Genomic DNA, 20,839 nt, shown 5'->3' with positions numbered 1-20,839 from the left:
GCTCCGGTGCTCTCTTTTAGGATTGCGTGCCACATTCCGCGAAAAGGAGACCACGGGACATGGCCGTGAAACTGCGTGACCACCAGATCGAGGCCGTAGCCGCCATTGTGCGCGGCCTCGACATCCCGCCGGGCGGTATTCACTGGAATGGTCTGCGCGGGCAGGTGCACGCCGCGTGTGGCACGGGGAAGACCATCATCGCCGCCGCATCGGCCAAGCGGTTGTGGGGCGTCGTCGATCCGTTCTAACTCTTGCTGAGGGGCAGCTCGTGAGCCTGTCGTATCAACATCGCGGGGGGGTGCGCTCGCGTGAATCCGGGCGGGCGGGGAGGGTGTTGATGACGTCGGGCCGGTTGGCGGCTGTGGCGAGCAGGGTGCGGAGTCGGCGCCGGGTGTGGGCAGGTCCATCTCGGGCTGGCGGAGGTAGCCGACGGCGACGGCGGGGACGTAGGCCATGAGTTCGGTGATGGCAGCGGAGCGGGGTCGGGCGCTGTTTTTCCGCCAGGTGGCGCAGGATCCGCAGGATCGTGGTGGTGGAGGCTGGTGATCCGGTGCTCTGCCGGGTGCCAGGCGTCTGGGGCTTCGGTGTCCGGGCTCGGGATGTCCTGGGCGGGCGGCTCGGGCGGGGGTTGGACGTAGGCAGTAGGCGGCGGCCTGGCCGGCGCCGGCGGCGTACTGCCACCAAAAGCGTGCTCCCTCGTCGGTGTCGGTCAGTTGCAGCACGCAGGCAAGGACCAGGGCGCTGCGGGGCTCGGACACGCGAGCACATCGTTTCCAGCGCAGCCACAGGATGTCGAAGGTGTCGGAGACCGCGGTGTCGCGCTGTTCGTCCTCGAGGAAGACCTGGGCGTAGAGGCTGTAGCAGCCCTCCATGAGCTCACGGAACGCTCGGTGGTCCAACGGAGGGGCCGCATGCGACGTGGTCAGGGCAGTCCTTTCGGTACACCGTTGCACCCACTCCCGGCTCTTGTGGAGATAGGTCTCGCGCATCGGTCCCAGCCAGGCGCGGTGGGCGCTGCTGAGATCCTCCGCGATCGGGCCGAGCTTGCGGCCGGGCCGTGCGGGCGCCGGCCGCAGGGTGGTGCGGGTGGCTCGTAGGGCGTGGTAACGGGGCGCCACCCAGGCGAGCACACGTGACCATTCCGGCGCAGGTAGCGCCCACCACAGGGCGCCTGCGGGTGGAAGTTCCGGTTTTCCTTGGCTGCGAGGCAGGCGCTCGTGTCTGGGGGTGTGTCAGTGGCGTGGGCTACGGTCCCGATGTCCTTTGCGGACCTTTTCGGCTAAGGGCCTCGCGGCCGCGCCTCGGGCAACAACCGGGTGGTGCTGCCCGACGGTTGCGCGGGCGTCGGCGCGGACGCCGAGCCGCACCGCTGGCGGCCGGCACCCGTCGCGGGTGCGCTAACCCGCGCGGACTCAGCCGCAGTGACCGTGCCCGTTGCCCAGCGCGCCGTCGATGGCGCCGAGCCAGAGGATGCACTGGCCTCGGGCGTCCAGGTACACGGGACCGGCGTACGTCGTGTAGAAGCCGTTGTCCACGACGTACGGGGCGCCGCGGCCCGCGTCGATGCCCAGCGTCACGGCCATCGACACCGGTGCACCGGAGGCGTTGTTGCGGATGGTGACCGCGCAGTTCTTGCCGGTCGACTTGTTGTAGGTGACGTAGACGGTGCCCTTGTCCTCGACCGGCGTGGAGTCGATGACGGTGTAGCCGGAGCCGCAGACACCGTTGTAGGCGGCTCCCGCCGCGGCGGCGACGGTGGCGGTGCGGGGCGCCGCGCCGGCCGGAGCGCCCAGGGCGACGGCTCCGCCGAGCGCGACGGTGGCCAGGACGGCGGCTGCGGTGAGGTGACGCGAAGACTTCATGGTGTTCCCCCGTGGTCGGTGGTCAAGTAGTGCTCGGCATGCGGTGCTTGCCGCACACGAGAGGAGACCGGTCGCCCCGGGGGGAAGTTGTGGTCACTTTTGTCACTGTCCTGTCACCGTGCGCGGCCGGTGATCTCCTTCGTGCACGCCGCTCTGCCCGAGTGCTGCACGCCCGCGCGAGCCTGTGAGGCCCCAGCCCCACCCCTCATGGAGCATTGTGCTCTTGAAAACGGCTGGTCATCGGGGCTGGTGTGGGTGGGTGGTCGTCTCCTTGGCTGGTCGCGGGCGGGTGCCTGTGGTGAAGATCGTCTGTCAGGCCGATGAGTAAGGCCGCCACGCCAGGTCTACATGCAGTGAAACCAGTCTGGAGGAAGACCACAGGAGGTCGAAGTGTCTAGATCAGTGCTCGACATGTCGGTGTCAGTCGACGGGTACGTCGCCGACACCGACGATTTCCTCGGCGGCGACGACGGCGAGCGGCTGCATAAGTGGGCCGACCCTGACGGGGAGTCCGGCCAGCCGTCCGGGCCGGCTGCGCAATTCCAGGACGAATGGAATGCGGCCGGTGCGGTGCTCGCGGGACGGCGGACTGCCGAGCTCATGGATCACTGGGGTGGTGATCACGGCGGTCTCCCGATCTTTGTGCCCAGCCACCGCCCGCCCGGCCCGGCCGCCCGCTGGGGCTATCCACTGGTGACGTACGTGACCGATGGGATCGAGAGCGCAATGGCACAGGCCAAGGCCGCAGCCGGAGGCAAAGACGTGCAGGTGCGTGGCGCGTACACGGCGCAGCGGGCGCTCGAGGCCGGGGTGCTGGATGAGGTGCAGATCCATCAGATACCGGTGCTTCTCGGGCGTGGCCATCGGCTGTTCGACGTGTTGCCGTCAGAGATCGAGTTGGAGATCGTCCGGGTGATCGACACACCGCAGGCCACCCACATCCGCTACCGCGTCCGTCGCTGAGCGCACGGGCAGACGATATTGAGCGTGGGCAATCGCCCGTAACCAGCACGAGTACGCGATCAACGATCCGCACCAACCCCGTGATCAGCAACTTCAAGTTGCACAAGCTTCATGGAACGTCACTGATCTGCGGATCTGAAACAGCTTCTGGCAATCGAACGCAGCCTGGGCCAGGACATGCCCCGGCCGCTCGCGAGCGGACGGGCTCCTGGCGCAGGAGGTCGGGGCGGGCGTCGGCGAGGTCGAAGGCCCGCTTGAGGCCCTCCACCAGGGCGGGTTCGATCCGGTAGACGCGGATGCGGTCGTCGAGCTGGAGCACGCGGGTGTTGTTGTCGGGGCCGATCCTGCGGCGTACCGCGCGGATACTGGTCAGCACCCCGCCGATCCTCCCCTGCGCGATCGGTGTCTCAGGGTGGTGGATGAAGTGCTCGCGGATGTCGTCGTAGGAGGCGGTGCCGCCGACTTCGACGAGGCGGCGCAGCACGGCGCGGGCGCCGGGCATCACAGCGACGACGGTGTCGAACAGCAGCCGCTCCGTCCAGCCCTCCCACATGTCGCTGCTGCTGAGGGATTCCGGGCCCGGCCGGGGTTCGAGCGCAGGGGCGGTGGGCCAACTGCTCGCCACGAGGGCCGGGTTGAGCCCGTAGGCGGCCTGCACGGCCGCGATCGCCTGCTCGTAGGTGTCGGCCTGGGTGTCGATGGTCAGCTGCACGCCCTCCCCCTCCGTGATCTCCGCTCCCATCCTGAACCCGGCCGGGAAAGGCCCAAGACGTTGCGGCGGAAATCCATGGAGTCCGCGCGGGCCTGCTCGGCACCGTCCCACTCCCGCCGCTAGCGCGCCTCGGGCAGCCGCCGATGACGCACCAACTCCTGTGCCACAGCGGCCAGATCCTCCGGCACCGCGTAGATGGTCTCGATCGGGGAGAGCACCGTGTGCAGCAGGACGTCGTGCACGCCGCCCAGCCCGGGCAGGGCGTAGAACCAGCCCCGGCGCTCCTCCCACTGCAGCCGAAGGCCCCCCCAGGCCGCCGCCGACCCGGCCGGCATCCCACCCCAGCCGCATATAGCCGGTCAGGCCCCGCTGGCGGGAGCGGACATCGGCCCGGACGATGCCCGGCGCAATACCCCGGGCCGTGAGGGCCTCGTCGACAGCCTGGACGTAGGGCCAGTGCGGCAGCCCCTGCGGCCTGCCGGACCACGATGGCGGATCAAGCAACACGGCTCTCACCTCTCACGACCATCGGGCCAGCAGGCGCGGCGGAAGCCGGCCGCGGGACCGATCACTTGGGGGGGCGCGCTGCTGCTGGCGGGCACTGCCTGAGGCGGTGTGAGGACGACGGGTGGAGGCACAGCGGCGGGCGTGCTGAACGGGGGCGCTGACGGTGCCGGCTCATGGGCGGAAGTCGGTTCAGTACCCCACGACGGGAGGAAATCCGCTGGTCACGTGTGAGGTGACCTTAGTCGCGCACGGAGATGGACGTCGATCACCGGAGTTGTCCTCGCTCTGGAACGACGATGCCGAAGGGGGCTCATTGTCGAGTCATTTCGAGCAGGTTCGAAGTCATTGCTGCCCGGACGTGAACGTGGAACGTTCGTGCCAGTCATACAGGTTGCGTCCCGCCGTACTGCGGAGACCCAGGCCAGTCAGCCATGTCGCCGGTGAGCGCGATCACCAGCAGGCCGCGACGTGCATTACTCCCTGATTACACCCAATTTTGGTACGTGGAGCGGGAGTTGCAGGTGCGTGACCCTTGTGAGATTTACGTGCATCTATGCCATGCCGCACTACGGCAGCGGACGCACCCCTCCTACCTTCGACGGGTGCAGCACAACACGCAGTGAGTAGGGATAAAGCCTGAACCAGCAACCCGAAGGGGTCGCCATGCATGCGATTGCTGAAAGACGACGGAAATTCCGACCGCCGAACCGATCACGGAGGCGCTTAGGCGCGGCCATAGTCGCCGGGCTCTCCGCGTTGACCATGGCGCTTTCCGTGGGCAACGCTCCTCAGGCGCAGGCCCAGTATCCCGGCCCCGTGCCCCCACAGCCCCCGCTCAACTGCGACAAGCCGTGGGTGATCCTTTCCGCCTACGGGACCGCGGAATTCACCGACGCCGGGCACCCCTACGGGACCACCGGCGTCAACGACACCTACATCGGGGCGCTGAAGACGGCCCTCGGCAGGAACAACGTCGCGGCGGCAGACATCGACGTCCGGAACCTCAACTACCCGGCATCGGCCATTGACCTGCCGCAGTGGATCATCGATCTGATCGGCTACGACCCCGGCCCCGACGACTATGCGGACTCGGTCCGCAAGGGCCACGACGAGGCGGTCAAGGACCTCACCTTCTACGCCAACTGCCCCAACAAGCCGACCGTCATCATGCTCGGCTACTCGCAGGGCGCGCAGGTGAACAAGAACGCCATCAATGACCCGGCGGTGACCGGCAACAAGTCCGTCTCGGACGCTGTCGGGGCGATCGTCAACGTCGGAGATGCGTCCCGCAGCAACAGCCAGATCGGCATGGACCAGGACGGCCAGATGCTCACCATCGACCAGGGCTACAACCGGGTCCCCTCTGACGTCGGACGCGGTGGACTCATGCAACGCCAGGACGTCCCCGGGGTCTTCGCCGGCTTCATCACCTCCGGCCGCTACTACGACGTATGCCGCAGCGACGACCTGGTCTGCAACGAGTCCGCCTACCCCGGCAGCGACGAGTGGAAGAACCGCTGGCTCCAGGACTTCGGCAACACAGCCTTCGGTGAGGACGCCCCGCACATCAAGTACAGCACCTACACCAACAACACCAGCGGGACGGACCGCGAAAAGGCCGCCGCGGTGGCCTCGGACGTCGCCACGAAGGCCGTCACCGCGGCCGTCCAGCAGCGCAACGTCGTACACCCGCCGCCGGACACGCCCGAACAGGTCTGGGCCACCAACGTCAACGTCCGCGCCCAGCCGACCACGGACGCTCCGATCGTGACGACGATCCCCGAGCCCACCACGGTCTATGTGCACTGCCAGGAACACGCACAACTGGTGACGTACGGGATCTACAGCAACGACGCCTGGTCGTACCTGCCGCAACAGGGTGGCTGGATCAGCAACATCTTCCTCACGGGCCCCGCGTGGATGCCGGGCGTCCCGGACTGCAACGACCTGCCCGGCGGCCCACCAGCGTCAGCAGCGCACCGCTAAACGCTTCGCTTGAACCAGCACACTTCGCCTGCCGGCGCGTCGTGGCTGGACGTTCGGAACCCCGCGTCGTGCGAGACGCGGGGTTCGGGGAACGCGCCGGGACACTCCAGCGGCGCGAGGAGATCCTCAACCGCCCCCGGCTGGAAAGCGCATCCACACAGCCATCCTGACGTCACCAACACCCACGCGACGTGTTCTCACACGTCAGAGGCGATGCGACCGCTGCAGTGATCGGTAAAACGGACAAGGATGAACAGTGGTGGAGACGGACAGACCCCGCATCGGACGTCACCGAACCCATCCCGTCCCCCGACGCAACTTCTTAGCTTGCAAACGACGGTGACCGTGCGGTCGCGGTTCCGGGGTTTTCCACCACGTAGATGTCTGAACCCGGTCACTACCGGTCGGCCGCCGCCGTGTTCGTCCCGCCGCCGTACGCCTCGGCGACCAGCCGCAAGGGGTCCGACCGCACGCCGAAGCGGTCGCGCAGTGCACGCCGCGCGGCGTGCACTCCGCACATCCCGTGCACCGCCTGGCCCGGTGGGGTGGAGGCGGAGCACAGGTAAACGCCCGGGAGCGGTGTCCGGTAGGGGTCCCAGCGGGCGGCCGGTCGCATCACCAGTTGCCAGGCGGTCGTCGCGCCGCCGGAGATGTCCCCGCCCACGTAGTTGGGGTTGTGCAGGCCCTGCTCGGCCGCGGTGACGACGTGCTCGGCGAGGATCAGGTCCCGGAAGCCGGGGGCGAACCGTTCCACCTGTTGCTTGATCTGTTCGCTGACGTCCCTGGTGGACCCGTTCGGTACGTGGGCGTAGGTCCAGAGCACATGCCGTCCGGCAGGGGCACGCCCTGGGTCCACCACCCCCGGTTGTACGGCCAGCACGAACGGACGCTCGGCGTGCCGGCCGGCCGCCACGTCGGACTCCGCCCGTACCGCCTCGGCGCGTGAACCCACCAGGTGCAAGGTGCCCGCCTTCGCGCAGTCCGGTGCGGACCACGGCACCGGACCGGACAGGGCGAAGTCCACCTTGCACGCCGCGCCGCCGTGCCGGAAGCCGCTCAGTTGACGGAGGTACCGCTCGGGCAGTCGTGGGCCCGCGATCTCCAGCAGGGCACCCGGTGCGACGTCCAGGAGAACGGCCCGCGCGGGTGGCAGTTCATCGAGCGACCGTACCCGGTGGCCGGTGACGATGCGGCCACCGTGCTCGGTCAGCTGCCCCACCATCGCGTCGACGATGGCCTGGCTGCCGCCGATCGGCAGCGGCCAGCCGACGGAATGGGCGAGCGACCCGAGGAGGAGGCCCACGCCGGCCGAGGCGAGCGTGCGCGGCGGCGCGATCGAGTGGCACGCGACGCCCGTCAGCAGGGCGGGGGCGAGATCGCCGCGGAACCGGGCGTTCCACCACGGCGACGCCTGTTCGGTGACGCGCAGCCCGAGGCGTGCGAGGGCCGTCACCTGCGGGGGGATCCCGCGCAGGTCGGACATCGCCGCCTCCACCAGCGGTTCCGTCCGATCGACCAGCGGGCGGAGCAGGCGGGACCAACTGGATCCGTCCGGTCCCAACCCGGCGGCGGTACGGTCCAGGTCATGCCACGCCACCGCGGCCCGGCCGCTGTCCAGCGGGTGGGCGTACGACGCCTCCGGCCAGGCCATCCGGACACCCTGGGAGGCCAGATCGAAGGCGCGGAAGAACGGGGACGCGACGGCCATCGGGTGCACCGCCGAGCAGACGTCGTGACGGTATCCCGGCAGGGTCAGTTCCCGCGTGCGGACGCCGCCGCCCACGCTGTCGGCCGCCTCGTGGACCTGGACCCGCAGCCCGGCGGCGGCCAGGACCAGGGCGGCCGCGAGCCCGTTCGGGCCGGAGCCGACCACGACCGCGTCGATGTCGTTGTCGCCCACATCATCTCCGATCCGAAGTTGATCCGAGGTTGATCCGATACAAGCCGTTCGAGCGCGACGTTCCCGGCCGACCGACCGGCCGGCCGACCGGGAAAGTCGGCGGCTACGCGCTCACCCGCCCGATCGCACGCGGGCCGCCATCGTGCGCACGGTGCGGACCTCGTGCACCTGGGCCAGCGGGATGGTCACGCCGAAGCGCTTGCGCACCTCGCTGAGGAGCCGGATGGCGGTCAGCGAGTCGGCGCCGAGGTCGTACAGGTCCGTCTCCGGCGTGACCGGGGGCACGCGCAGGATGCGGGACCACACGTCCGCCAGCTCGGCCTCCACGGACCCGCCCGCCGGGAGCCCATCCGCTGGCGTGGGCTCCGCCGGGACCACCGGGACCGCCGGGGCGGCCGGAGCGGCCGATTCGGCGGGTGTCGGCGGCTCCGGCTGGATCGCGGTGAGCCGGCCGCGGTCGACCTTGCCGTTGCGGGTGAGCGGCAGCGCGTCGTGCCAGACCACCACGGTCGGGATCATGTAGCCGGGCAGGTGCACAGCCAGCCGCCCGCGCAGCTCGTCCAGTCCGGGGCGGTTCGCACCGGCCGGGACCAGGTGGGCCGCCAGGCGGTCGCCGTACGTCCCGGCCTGTCGGACCACGACGGCCTGCTGGATCTCAGGCAGGGCCGTCAGCCGCGTCTCGACCTCGCCCGCCTCGATCCGGTAGCCGTTGACCTTGATCTGGAAGTCGCTGCGGCCGAGAATCTCGATCGACCCGTCCGGCAGGAATCGGCCCAGGTCACCGGTGCGGTACAGCCCGTCCGCGAAGCGGTCCGCGGTGCGCGCGGGGTCGCCGTGGTAGCCCTGGGCCACGCCGGTGCCACCGGCCCAGATCTCTCCGGCCACCCAGTCCGGTCGGTCCCAGCCCTCGGGGCCGCGGACGTGGGCGGTGTTGTTGCGGTTCGGCCGCCCGTACGGCACCGGCCGACTGCCGTCGTCCTCGGCGTCCACCGGGTGGAGGATGTTCCAGATCGTCGTCTCGGTCGGGCCGCCCAGCGAGACGACCTCGAGGTCGGGCTTGAGCCGGAGGAGCGCTGCGGGGAACTCCGGCGGGATCCGGTCGCCGCTCATCATGACCAGCCGCAGCGCGCCGATCCGGCCCGGCGCCGACTCGGCCTCCTCGCTCAGCATCGCCATGATCGCCGGCACCGAGTTCCACACCGTCACGCGGTGCTCCGCGCAGAGGTCCAGCCAGTGGGCGGGATCCGCCGCCCGGTCCGCGTCCGGCAGCACGATCGCCGCGCCGACCGACAGCGCGCCGAACACGTCGTACACGGACAGGTCGAAATTGAACGCGCTGATGCCGAAGAAGCGGTCCGTGGCGTCGACGCCGAACCGGGCCGTGCAGTCGGCGACCACGTTCGCGACGTTGCGGTGACTGACCATCACGCCCTTGGGCTGTCCGGTGGTACCGGAGGTGTAGAGCACGTACGCGAGGTCGTCGGTGGTCGCCCCGGCGGCCGGCTCCACCGGCTCGACGGGCACCACCGGCCGCGCCGCGTCGAGCAGCAGCGTGTCCGGCTCCGTACCGGGCGCGCCGCTGCCGGGCTCGTTGGCGGGCACGTTGGTGAGCACGCACCGCGCCCCGCCGTCGCGGAGCAGGTACGCGCGTCGCTCGTCGGGCAGGTCCGCGTCGACCGGCAGATACGCGGCCCCGGCGAGCAACGAGGCCAGAATGCCGATGATCTGCTCCGGCCCGCGCCGCATGACCAGCCCGACCAGGTCGCCGCGGCCGACCCCGCGCTCCCGCAGCCACGCGGCGGCGCCCTGCGCGCGGTGGAGCAGTCCGCCGTAACTCACGACGCCGCCCGTGGTGATCACCGCCGGGGCGTCGGGACGCGCCGCGGCCTGTGCGACGGCGTCCTCCCACAGCATGCGCGTGGCCAGCGGCGCCGCGGTGTCGTTGGTCTCGGCCCGCCGCCGCCGCTGGTCCTCGGGCAGCAGGTCGTGCGTGGTCTCCGTCCAGCCCGCCGCGTCGCAGAGCTGGTCCAGCAGCTGCTGGAAGCCGGCGACCAGGGCGGCCGGAAGCCCGGCCGGGAACAGCCGGTCCGCCAAGTCGACCCGCACGACCAGGTCGCCCGCCTGCTCCATCGCGAAGACGTCGAGGTGGGTCCGCGGAGCCTGGCCGACCGAGAAGACCTCCCGGCCGAACAGCTCGAGCGCGGCTCCGTCGAGGCCGGAGCGCTCGTGCCCGATGGCGGAGGTGAACGCGTACGGCGCCTGCGGGTACGCGGTGCCGGACGCGGCCGCCTGGCGCGACGCGGCGCCGAAGGCGTGCCCGTGCTCCGCGGCGGCGCGCATCCGCTGCTGCACCGGCGCACAGCGCTGCGCGAACGTGGCCGCCGGGTCGATGGCGACCTCGACGGGCAGGACGTCCGAGAAGCCGCCGATCGCGCCGCGGGGCGGCAGGAGACTCCCGGCGGTGCGCTCCACCGTCGTGGCGATCGTGAACCGCTCGCCGCCGCCCCAGTACGCCAGCACCTGGCCGTAGGCGGTCAGCAGCGCCGCGCTCGGCGTGATGCCCAGGCGGAGCGCGTGCGCCTTGAACGCGGCCCAGCGCCCGGCGGTCAGCCGTACCTGACGCTGCGTGAACCGCGGCCGGGCCACCGGGGGATTGGGGGCCAGCGGCAGGTCGGGGGCGAGCGCGAGGTCGTCGAGCCGTTCGCGCCAGAAGGCCAGGGAGCGCTGGGCCTCGGCGTCGTCCCGGGGGCCCTCCGGTTCCGCGACCTCGCCGGAGAACGCGGTCTCCGCCTCCGTGGGGGCGTCGCCCTGGTAGGCCCGCCACCATTCCCGGAAGAACAGGAACATGCTGCCAGCGTCCATGGTCAGCCGGTCATGGTTGACGTGCAGCACCATCCGGTCGTCGGCCAGGATGCTCACCTCGACGTGCACCGACGGCGCCCGGTCCGGTGGGGCGACCCGGTGCGAGGCGCGCTCCCGGTAGGCGGCCCGCGCCTGGTCGCGTGCCCGGCGCGGCAGTTGCCGCAGGTCCCGGACCCGGATGTGCACCGGTACGTCGTCGTGCACCACCTGGCACCCGTCGGAGGCGAACGTGGTGCGCAGCGCCGGATGCCGCGCCACCACGGTGCGCAGCGCCGCCTCCAGCCGCGCCACGTCCCAGTGCCCCTCGATCTCGTGGTAGACGTTTCCGGCGCCGCCCGGTTCGGGGTCGTAGCTGGTGAGGATCATGACTGACCTTTCGGAGTTACGCGGGGGCGGCCTGTTTCGCCTGGCCCACTTACGCGGGGGCGGCCTGCTTTCGCCCGGCCCACTTGGTGGTCGGCACGGCCACCAGCCCCGCTCCCAGCAGCAGGAGCCCCAGGACGATCCAGCCCGCCGTGCCGACGGTCAGGCACAGCGTGGTGACCAGGGCCTGGGAGGTGAGGCGTCCTATCGCCGTGCCGTTGGAGAGCAGCCCGAGGTACTCGCCCTGTGCCTCCGCGGGGGCCAGGCCGAAGCTCAGCTCGTAGACCGATGCGGTCGACCAGATCTCCCCGAGGGTGTACACGACGATGGCGACGATGAGGGCGACCGTGGCAGGGGCCGCCGACATGTGCCCCAGGAAACCGATCAGCGCGAGCGAGGCCAGGAAGGCGAGCCCCGCTCTGACCATGACCCGGGCTGCCGAGAGCAGAGACTCCATCCCCAGGGACAGCCGTACCTGCAGGAGCACCACCAGGACGGTGTTGAGCGGGACCACCAGCCCCACGACCCAGCGCGGCACCTGGGTATGCAGCGAGATCCACAGCGGCAGGACCAGGGTGAGGACCGGGAACTGCTGCATGATCACCGCGTTGATCCCGATCAGCGTCAGGTACGGGCGGTCGGTGAAGACCCGCCACCGCCTGCTCGCGGTGCCGGTGGCCTCGGTGCCCGGCACGCGCGGCATCCTGAGCGTCATCAGCGCGCACACGGCGAACGACAGGGCGTCGCAGGCGATCATCGACTGGTAGGCGAGCGGGCTGTCCACGTTGATGGCGACCGCCGCCACCGGGCCGACCAGGGTGACGCCCAGGTTCATCGCGGTGCGCAGGCGGGAGCGCAGCTGGGCCGCCCGCTCGCCTCCGGCGGCGCGGACCAGCGGCCCGCGCGAGGAACTGCTCGCCGAGGCCGCCAGGAAGGCGATGGTGGTGACGGCCACGAACGAGACCAGTGAGCGGGTGAGCAGCAGGGCGCTGGTCGCGAGTGCCTCCGCGACCAGCGACACGACATAGGTCTCGCGCGGTCCGTGGCGGTCGGCGATGCGGCCCACGGGGACGCCGGCCAGCATGCCGATCAGGCCCGAGACCGTGAGCCAGAGCCCGACCTCGGCCGGCGTCAGGCCGACGCAGCGCACGAAGTAGAGCGAACTCGTGGTCAGGAACAGGCCGTTGCCGGCGGAGTTGATCAGCGTGGACCAGTAGAGGTTGCGCCCCGGGCCGGGCTCCGGCAGCACGGACGTCAGTGCGCGGCGGATCGCGCCCCGGGGCGGCGTGGCTGTCTGCGTCACACCGTTTCCGGGGCTTGTACGGTCACGGCCTGCGAGAACCACGCGGCCGCGGCGAGGGTGCGCTCGCGGACCTGCTCCTCGCTGTCGCCGACGATGATCACGGCGCCGGCCTTCATGTTCGACGCCGCGCTGAACGACGGGATCTGCGAACCGGGGGCGATGCTGATGGCGGCCTCCACGCAGCCGGGCTGCGCCAGGAGCTCCGACTCGTCGGGCACGTGTTCCGCCACGCCGGCCGGTGCCTGGAGGTGGACCCAGCCGCACTGCTCCTTGCTGGGCTCGGCCGGCTCTCCCGGGGGCAGGCCCAGCGCCGCGCGGGCCCACTCGTCGGACAGGTCGACGCCGAAGCGGCGCAGCACGATGTCCTGGACGACGCCGCCGCCCAGGCGGCCACCGACCTCGCTGAACGTGAGCTCACCGTCCTTCTCGAAGGCCTCGGCGTGGAAGATCCCGTCCTCGTGGCCGACGGCGTCGAGGACCCCGGTCAGCAGGGACTGGGCCTTCGAGTAGAGGTCCGGGTTCTCGTTCGGGTCGAGCAGGACCGATCCGACCAGTCCGCCGGACTTGATGTCGATCACGTTCTGGAAGTAGCGCGAGACCGAGAGCGCCCGGACGACTCCGGCCCGCACGACCCCGTCGAGGTGGAGTTCCTCCCCCTCCATGAACTCCTCCACCAGCCAGGGGCCGCGGGGAGGCTGCTGGTAGGTCTCGACGAGGGAGGCCAGCTCGGCGGCGTCGGAGACGACGTGGGTGTCCTGCGAACCGGCGCCGGTGAGCGGCTTGATGACGATCGGATAGGTCAGCTGCTCGCCGTCCAGGTCGGACAGGAGGTCCGGCATCTGCGCACCGGCCACGGGAAGTCCCGCCTCGCGGACGAGGCGCTTCTGAACGAACTTGTCACGCAGGGCGATCGCGGCGGAGAGGTTCATGCCGACCGCCTTTCCGTGCTCGGCGAGCAGCGCCGCGGCGACGATCGGCCACTCGCCGATCGTGCACACGAAGTCGAACCCGTCGATTGCGATCTCGGCCCTGGCCAGGCCGGCCAGGATCTGCTCCACATCGCCGTCGTCCGGCACGACCACGTGGGTCGCGTCGGGGGCGTGGGACTTGGCCCTGCGCACGTGCCGGGGACCGATCACGGACACCACATCGGCATGGTGCTCCTTAAGCGCCAGGAACGCCGGGGTGTTCCAGCCGATCATCAGAACTCGGGGAGAAACGGTGGTGGACATTTGTGCACGCCTATCCATAGGTCGTTGACCGGCTGCCCGCGCCGCCGAGGGCAAGGGCGATCGGTTTGTTCGCTGGCTCAATCGGGGCGGGACGGCGAACACAGAATTTGCTGGGGAATGTGCGCCCCCGGTACTGCGGCAGGTCTTCGGTTTCGATGCCGGCCATCGCCGCTTCATCCCCGACAGGCATTCCATTCGGGGAATCTTCTATCAGCCTGCCGGTGATCACGTCAAAGGATAAAAACGCCGGGACAAATTCCTTCGATCTCCCTCGAAGGGGGCTTTTGCGACCCCCTTCGAGGGGTGGCCGAGCGTCTCGATAGTAAAAAGATCTTGAAGTTATTGAGCTGCCCATGCGGGCGCTTACGTGGCAGAACAGGACGAAACGATCAGCGCAAAACGTCATCAAACGCATATTCGGGCCTTGCCTCGGTCGCAAAATCCCTGCGTCGGTCCTGACGACCCGCGATCGTGCGTTTACTGTTTTTCCAGTGCGACATGGGCATGACGGGGAGCGTGTGCATCGAGCCCCAGTCCGATTGGAACGAAGCCCATTTGCTCGTGCGGGAGTGGCGCAGGCCGATGTACTGGGTGGATCGATTTCGAAACCAGGGTTTTCACCCTGTCTGACCGAGGGACGTCCGGGACGATCCCCAGCCGACCGTATTGTGAATGCGATCTAGAAGGGGTGGACTATGTCTGCGGACGGGGGCGTCGCGATTTCCGGGGAGATCCCGGTCATGGCACGCGATGTAGCGGTCATCGGGATGGCCGTCCGGATGCCGGAGGCCGACGATCTGTCGCAGTTCCTGGCAAATCTCCAGGACGGTCGCGACAGCGTCCGGGAGCTGTCCGCCGAGCGCCGTAGCCGTACGTCACTGTCGATCGACGCGCGGTACCAGCTCAACGGCTACATCGAGGACATCGACTCGTTCGACGACGCGGTCTTCGGGATCTCCCCGGGCGAGGCGCGGAACATGGCGCCGGAACACCGGCTGCTCCTGCAGAGCGCGTACCAGGCGCTGGAGAACGCCGGATACGATCCGACCTCGCTCGACGGCACCCGGACCTCGGTCTACGTCGGCGACACCCGGCTGGTCTACCAGCAGCTCGCCCGCCAGGTCGAGCCGACCATGGTGATGGGCACCCACGCCGCGGCCACCGCGGGCCGGATCGCACGGTTCTTCGGGCTCCGCGGGCCGGCCGCCATGGTCGACTCGTCCTGTTCGTCGGCCCTGCTCGCCGTCCACCACGGCGTGAACGACCTGCTGCTCGGCGACGCCGAGCTGGCCCTGGTCTGCGGCGTCAACCTGAACCTCTTCGGCGACCCGAAGGACGACGAGGACGAGCTGGACCTCGGCATCCGGTCCGCGGACGGCAAGACCCGGGCGTTCTCGGCGGATGCGGACGGCACCGGCTCCGGCGAGGCCGTCGTCAGCGTCCTACTCAAGCCGCTGGACCGGGCGCTGCGCGACGGGGACGTCGTCCATGCCGTCATCAAGGGCACCGCGGCCAACAACGTGGCGGGCCGATCCGGCAGCCTCACCGCGCCGGACAGCTCGGCGCAGGCCGAGGTGATCGAGCAGGCGTGGGCGAAGGCCGCCGTCGACCCCACCACGATCTCCTACATCGAGGCGCACGGGACCGCCACGCGGCTCGGCGATCCGATCGAGATCGAGGCCATCGACCTGGCGTTCAGCCGCGTGACGGACCGCAAGCAGTTCTGCGCGCTCTCCTCGGTGAAGAGCAACATCGGGCACACCTGGAGTGCGTCGGGCCTGGCCGGCCTGGTCAAGGCCGTGCTCGCACTGCGGAACCGGCAGCTCTTCCCCAGCCTCCACGCTCAGACGATGAGCCCGCTGATCGACTTCGCGAACTCGGCGGTCACCGTGACCAGGGAACTGACGCCGTGGGAGCCGACCGCCGGCGTCCGCCGGGCCGGCGTCAGCGCGTTCGGCGTCATGGGGACCAACGTGCACGCCGTCCTGGAGGAGGCGCCCGCCCGCGAGGAGCCGGGCCCCTCCTCGAACACCGGCAACTGGATCCCCGTTTCAGCGAAGACCGCCACGGCGCTCGCCGCCAATGTCGAGGCCCTGCGGTCCTGGCTCGTCGAGCACCCGGACCTGTGCATCGAGGACGTCCAGCGCACCCTGGTCACGGGCCGGCAGCACTTCCCGTACCGGGCCTGTGTCACCGCGGCCGATACGGCCGGGCTCACCGCCGCGCTCGTCGACCCCGCGACGACCGGCCCGGAGAGCAGCGCCGCGGTCACCGTCATCCTGGTCTCCGGACGGTGCACGGCGTCGGCCTCGCTGACCGCCTCCCTGCGTCGCGCGCACCCCGAGTTCGACCGGCTGTACGTCCAGGCCGAGCAGGCCGCCGGTGCGCACGCCGGAGACCCGAAGGCGGGCCGGTTCGCCTTCCAGTACGCGATGTACGGCCTGCTGGGGCGGATGGGCGTCGAGTCGCGCCACGTCGTCGGTGAGGGCGTCGGCAAGCTGGTGATCGACGCGAGCCTCGGCCGGGTCGAACTCGCCGAAGCGGTAAGGCAGGCGGTGAACGCCGAGGACACCGACGCCGGTGACCTGGACGCCCGCGTCGACCGTCTGCTCGCCGCGCTGGGCGACCAGCGGGTGCTGTTCGTCGAGGCCGGCCCCATGTCGACGGTCTCCTCGGCGGTCGCGGGCCGCGGTGGCGCCGCACGCTCCGTCGTGGCGCTCGCCGAACGCCCCGATGCCTTCGAGGCCTTTCTGTGTGACATGTATCTGACAGGGGCCCGCTGGAGGTGGGCGGAGACCGCCGGCGACGGCCGCAGGATCGAGCTGCCCTCCTATCAGTTCGACCGCACCCGCTGTTGGCTGGACCCCGCCAACACGGTGGCGCCCGCCCCGCAGGTCGGCGAAGCGGTCACCGGCGCGACGGTCGCCGCCGACCCGGCCCAGGCCGTTCAGCCCGCCGATGTGCTCGGGTCGGTCCTGGCGGCCTGGCAGGGCGTGCTGGGCATCGAGACCATCGCTCCCGACGAGTCCTTCTTCAACCTCGGCGGCGACTCGATCGGCGCCATCCAGGTGCTCAACCGGCTCCAGACGGTGTACGGCGTGGAGCTCGACCCCTACGCGATCTTCGACTACGAGACGCCGGCCGAACTCGCCGCCTACCTGGAGAAGTTGGCGGACATCACCACCTTCGCCACCACGACGCCCGCCGTGCAGGACGCGCCGCCGGACCTCGACGCCGCGCCGACCTCCGCGGAGCAGCTGAACGTATGGCTCGCGGCCGAGTTCGCGGGCGGCTCGGTGGCCTTCAACCTGATCCGCAGCTTCGAGCTGACCGGGACGGTCAACACCGAGGCGCTGCGGCGCGCCCTGGACGCACTGGCCGCACGGCACGACGCGCTGCGGGCCGTCTTCTCCTACGCGGACGAGGAGTTGACCCAGCGGATCACCCCGGCGGCCGGATTCACCGTGCCGCTGGAGCTGCTGGAAGCGCCGCTGGACGGGGACGCGCACGGCGCCGTGGACAGCGTCGCGCTGGCCAAGGCCTTCGCCTCCCGTCCGTTCGACCTGGCGAAGGGCCCCCTGCTGCGGGCCCAGTTGGCGTCCATCGGCGCCGACCGCCACCTGCTGACGCTCTGCACCCACCACGTCGTCGTCGACGGGTGGTCGCTGGGGCTGCTGGTCCGGGACCTGGGCGCCTACTACGCCCACTTCGACCGCGGCGCGGCCCTGGACCTGCCGGAGATCGGCATCGGCTACGGCGAGCACTACCGCAAGCTGGCACAGCAGGCCGGCGGCCGCCACGCGGATGCCGCCGCCTACTGGCTCGACCGGTTCGGCACCCCGGTGGCGGCCCTCGACCTGCCGGCCGCCCCCGTCGCCTCGGAGGGCCTCCCCTCCTACCGCGGCGCCTACCGGCACTACGAGCTCCCCGTGCCGCTGTGGCAGCGGCTCAAGTCGTTCTGCCAGGCCGGCGGGGTGACGGTGTTCACCTCGATGCTGAGCGCCGTCGCCGCCGCGCTCCACGGGTACAGCCGGGACGGCGACCTGGTCATCGGCACCCTGATCGCGGGGCGTAACAGCGAGTCGCTGGAGCAGCTGGTGGCGATGCTGATCCGGTCCCTGCCGCTCCGACTGAGGGTCGACGCTGACGGCAGCTTCGAGCAGCTGTCGGAGACGGTCCGCACCACGTTCGTCGACGCCCTGCGCAACAGCGACTACCCGTACGAGGAACTGGTGGAGGAGCTGCAGCAGCGCGGCCTGCTCCAGGCCTCGGGCCTGTTCGACGTCATCGTGGCGTTCCAGCAGTTCGGCGAGGACGGCGAGGCGCCGCACAGCGCTCTCGCGGGCCCCGGCCTCACCGTCCGGCCGGTCGAGGTGAACCTGGACACCAGGGACGTCCCGATCAACATCATGATGGCGGAGGAGGAGGGCACGGTCCGCTCGGCCATCCGCTTCGACAGCGGCCGGTTCACCGCGGAGATGATCGACCGGCTCTGGGCGGACATCAGCCGCCTGCTCGACCGGGCGCTCGACGACCCCTCGGCCCCGATGCGCCTCGCCGCGAGCCCGGCCGACGGCACGACGGCCGAGCCGGCCACTGCAGCCGCCCCCGCCCTCGCTCCGGCCGGAGCACAGGGGCCCTCCGACGCCGTCACCCAGAACCTCGCGGGGATCTGGTGCGAGGTGCTGGGCGTCTCCGACGTCACGGAGGAGGACCGGTTCTTCGATGTCGGCGGCAACTCGCTGCGCGCCATCAAGCTGCTGGCACGGATCCAGAGCCGACTGGGCGTCACGCTCGACCTGAAAACGTTCTTCGCCAGCCCCACGATCGCCGGCCTCGCCGAGGCCCTGGCCGAGGCCCAGCGACAGGTGGTCGCACCGATCCCGAGCCTGGGCGGCCCGGGGGAGTACGAGGGCGCCCGCACGCAGGACCTGTTGATGGAGATCGACCGCGGGAGCGCCTACCCCGGTGCCTTCCACCGCAACGACCTGCAGGAACTGCGCGGCCCGCTCGACCCGTCGCTGCTGCGGCGCGGCTTCGAGCTGCTGGTCGAGCGGCACGAGAGCATGCGGACGACCTGCGACCTCGTCGACGGTCGGACGGTGCAGACCGTGCACGCGCCGGGTGCCCTCCCCCTCAACTACCGCTTCCACGACATGACCGGCAGCTCCGCGGAGCAGGTCCACGAGTTCGTGCTCGCCCGCAAGGACGAGCCGTTCGAGACGGCGCGGGAGCCGCTGGTGCGGGCCGACCTGATCCGCCTCGACACCGACACCCACCTGCTGCTCACGTCGATCCACCACGTGTTCGCCGACGGTTCGTCCGCGCGGGTGCTCTTCCGCGATTGGCACGAGCTGTACGAGGCACTGGTGGCCGGACGCGCCGCCGACCTGCCGGAACTCCCGATCCAGTACAAGGACGCCGCGGCCTGGCGCAACGACCGGCTGACCCCCGAGGTCCGCAGCGAGCACCGGGAGTTCTGGCGCCGGGAGCTGAGCGGGCTGACCGTGCCGCTACCGCTGCCGGCCGACCTGCCGCGGCCCGAGGTCAGCGCGCTCGCCGGCGACCGGCTGTACCTGACCCTCCCGACCGACCTCGCCGAGCGGTTCGGGGCGCTCGCCCGGCAGCACTCGGTCACCGAGTTCACCGTCGGCTGGTGCGCGGTCGCGCTGCTCCTCGCCACCACAGGGGTCACCGACTCCCTGATCGGGACGTACTCCCTCGGCCGGGACCGCCAGGAGTTCGAGGACCAGATCGGCACCTTCATCGGCACCGTCCCGCTGCGCCTCAAGGTGGCCGCGGACGACGACGTGCCGGCGCTGCTCGCCCGGGCCCAGCAGACGATCCTGCGGGCGTTCGAGCACGACGAGTACCCGTACGGCGAGATCATGCGCGACCTGGGCTGGCAGCGGGGCCCCGAGCGCAGCCCGCTCTTCGACGTCGTGGTCAACCTGGACCAGATGGAGTCCGGCTGGGACGCGGCACCGGTCGGGGCGACCGTCGCCTTCGTTCCGAAGGACATCCACCGGCGCGCCAAGCAGGCCGACCTGCAGTTCGTCTTCCAGCGCTACGCCGACGGCCTGGTCCTGGCGATGAGCTACAACACGGAGGTCTTCTCGCCGGACTTGGCGCAGCTGATCCTGCGGCGCCTGCAGGCGGTGCTCGACGGCATGACCACCGCACGACCCCTCAGTGACATCCTGACCCAGGAGGAATTCCCCCATGACCGGTCTCCCCGGTAAGAACTTCCTGACCGCCCTGGACCACGGGCGTGCCGCCACCGGTGAGCGGGCCGAAAACGGCGGCGTGGTGCGCGAGTTCTCGGAGGACCGCTCGTCCTGCCAGATCCGGTTCTCCCGGCTCTCGGCGGACGACGCCGACGCCGTGATCGAGGCCGAGAAGGCCCTCGCGGACAAGGGCGGCTACGAGCTGGAGTGGAAGCTCTACACCCACGACGCGCCCTCCGACCTGGCCGCGCGCCTGGAGGCCGCCGGCTTCGTCGCCGACGACCGGGAGCAGGTGCTGGCCCTGCCGCTGGACGCGGAGACGATGGCGGTCTTCGACACCAGCGCCTTCGACGTGCGCCGCGTGGTCGACGAGGAGGGCCTCGCCGACTACGCCGAGATCGCCCGGGAGATCGGCCGCAAGAACGCCGACTCGGAGCGGCGCCGGCTGTGGGCCTGCCTGCAGGAGACGCCGGACGTGATGAGCGTCCACGTGGCCTACGTGGGCTCGGAGCCCGTGGCCGGCGGGCGGGTGCACTACCCCGAGGGCGCCGGCTACGCCGAACTGGCCGGCGGCCGGACGAAGACGACGCACCGGCTGCGCGGCATGTTCACCGCGGTCGTGGGCTCCCGGCTGGCGGAGGTCTCCGCCCGGGGACTCGACCTCGTCTTCACCGACGCCCTGCCCACCTCGGAGCCGATCCTCGCCAAGCGTGGATTCCGGACCGTGGTCGGGACGCAGCCGTTCGTCTACACGCCGTCGTCCTGACCCACCGGGCAGCCGTCCTCGCCCCTGACCGCGGCCCCGATCGACCAGCCGACGCGCACCGATCGGGGCCGCGCAGCCCGCGGCGATGACGCGGTCCGGGTCGGCACGGCCGGGTCGTTCACACCGCCGGTTCGCCGGATCGCCTGAATTCCACGA

11 protein-coding genes and 1 pseudogene are annotated in these 20,839 nt (G+C 70.6%); 5 read left to right on the top strand and 7 right to left on the bottom strand.

Translation table 11 applies throughout. The features are described 5' to 3' along the window. Window positions 1-59: 59 nt before the first annotated feature. Window positions 60-224, top strand: a pseudogene (locus EDD92_RS49610) (DEAD/DEAH box helicase family protein); the annotation flags it as partial. A gap of 1,188 nt (window positions 225-1,412) precedes the next feature. On the opposite strand, the gene EDD92_RS49595 reads toward EDD92_RS49610, so the two are convergent. Further along, window positions 1,413-1,862 (bottom strand): spore-associated protein A, encoded by a 450-nt coding sequence (locus EDD92_RS49595; protein WP_123971056.1) that lies wholly within the window; start codon window positions 1,860-1,862, stop codon window positions 1,413-1,415. A gap of 390 nt (window positions 1,863-2,252) precedes the next feature. Between EDD92_RS49595 and EDD92_RS49590 the strand changes: the two genes are divergently transcribed. After that, window positions 2,253-2,825 (top strand): dihydrofolate reductase family protein, encoded by a 573-nt coding sequence (locus EDD92_RS49590; RefSeq protein WP_123971055.1) that lies wholly within the window; start codon window positions 2,253-2,255, stop codon window positions 2,823-2,825. Between the two features lie 109 nt (window positions 2,826-2,934). Here EDD92_RS49590 and EDD92_RS50400 read toward each other — a convergent pair whose 3' ends face one another. Together EDD92_RS50400 and EDD92_RS49580 are read right to left on the bottom strand one after the other, a co-directional pair. Further along, window positions 2,935-3,537: a hypothetical protein gene (locus tag EDD92_RS50400; protein ID WP_185124540.1), complete on the bottom strand. Its 603-nt coding sequence runs from the start codon at window positions 3,535-3,537 to the stop codon at window positions 2,935-2,937. 119 nt (window positions 3,538-3,656) lie between these two features. Continuing rightward, complete coding sequence (locus EDD92_RS49580) at window positions 3,657-3,872, bottom strand: hypothetical protein (protein ID WP_123971054.1); 216 nt, start codon at window positions 3,870-3,872, stop codon at window positions 3,657-3,659. A 988-nt stretch (window positions 3,873-4,860) separates the two neighbouring features. Here EDD92_RS49580 and EDD92_RS49575 point away from each other — a divergent pair. Then, window positions 4,861-6,030 (top strand): cutinase family protein, encoded by a 1,170-nt coding sequence (locus tag EDD92_RS49575; RefSeq protein WP_185124539.1) that lies wholly within the window; start codon window positions 4,861-4,863, stop codon window positions 6,028-6,030. Window positions 6,031-6,427: 397 nt separating this feature from the next. Here the strand turns inward: EDD92_RS49575 and EDD92_RS49570 are convergent, their stop codons facing one another. From EDD92_RS49570 to EDD92_RS49555, 4 genes are all read right to left on the bottom strand, one after another. Next, a complete protein-coding gene (locus tag EDD92_RS49570; RefSeq protein ID WP_123971052.1) occupies window positions 6,428-7,930 on the bottom strand; it encodes an NAD(P)/FAD-dependent oxidoreductase in 1,503 nt (500 codons plus the stop codon). A 111-nt stretch (window positions 7,931-8,041) separates the two neighbouring features. After that, window positions 8,042-11,158: a non-ribosomal peptide synthetase gene (locus EDD92_RS49565; protein WP_123971051.1), complete on the bottom strand. Its 3,117-nt coding sequence runs from the start codon at window positions 11,156-11,158 to the stop codon at window positions 8,042-8,044. A gap of 49 nt (window positions 11,159-11,207) precedes the next feature. Further along, window positions 11,208-12,458, bottom strand: coding sequence for an MFS transporter (locus tag EDD92_RS49560; RefSeq protein ID WP_185124538.1), 1,251 nt, complete (start codon window positions 12,456-12,458; stop codon window positions 11,208-11,210). Continuing rightward, on the bottom strand, window positions 12,455-13,690 hold the full coding sequence (locus EDD92_RS49555; RefSeq protein ID WP_185124537.1) for an ATP-grasp domain-containing protein: 1,236 nt from the start codon (window positions 13,688-13,690) through the stop codon (window positions 12,455-12,457). Before EDD92_RS49555 ends, EDD92_RS49560 begins: the two co-directional genes overlap by 4 nt. Before the next feature lie 740 nt (window positions 13,691-14,430). Here EDD92_RS49555 and EDD92_RS49550 point away from each other — a divergent pair. Both EDD92_RS49550 and EDD92_RS49545 read left to right on the top strand, forming a co-directional pair. Beyond that, window positions 14,431-19,932 carry a condensation domain-containing protein gene (locus EDD92_RS49550; RefSeq protein ID WP_185124536.1) on the top strand — a complete coding sequence of 1,834 codons (5,502 nt, stop codon included), beginning with the start codon at window positions 14,431-14,433 and terminating at the stop codon, window positions 19,930-19,932. Continuing rightward, complete coding sequence (locus EDD92_RS49545) at window positions 19,913-20,683, top strand: hypothetical protein (RefSeq protein ID WP_221268341.1); 771 nt, start codon at window positions 19,913-19,915, stop codon at window positions 20,681-20,683. Before EDD92_RS49550 ends, EDD92_RS49545 begins: the two co-directional genes overlap by 20 nt. Window positions 20,684-20,839: the final 156 nt, after the last annotated feature.

The sequence above is a fragment of the Streptomyces sp. TLI_185 genome, assembly GCF_003814765.1.
In the GTDB taxonomy this organism is placed as follows: Bacteria; Actinomycetota; Actinomycetes; order Streptomycetales; family Streptomycetaceae; genus Streptomyces.
Note: the sequence above shows the minus strand (reverse complement) of the source record. Positions and strands in the feature narration are given on the sequence as shown.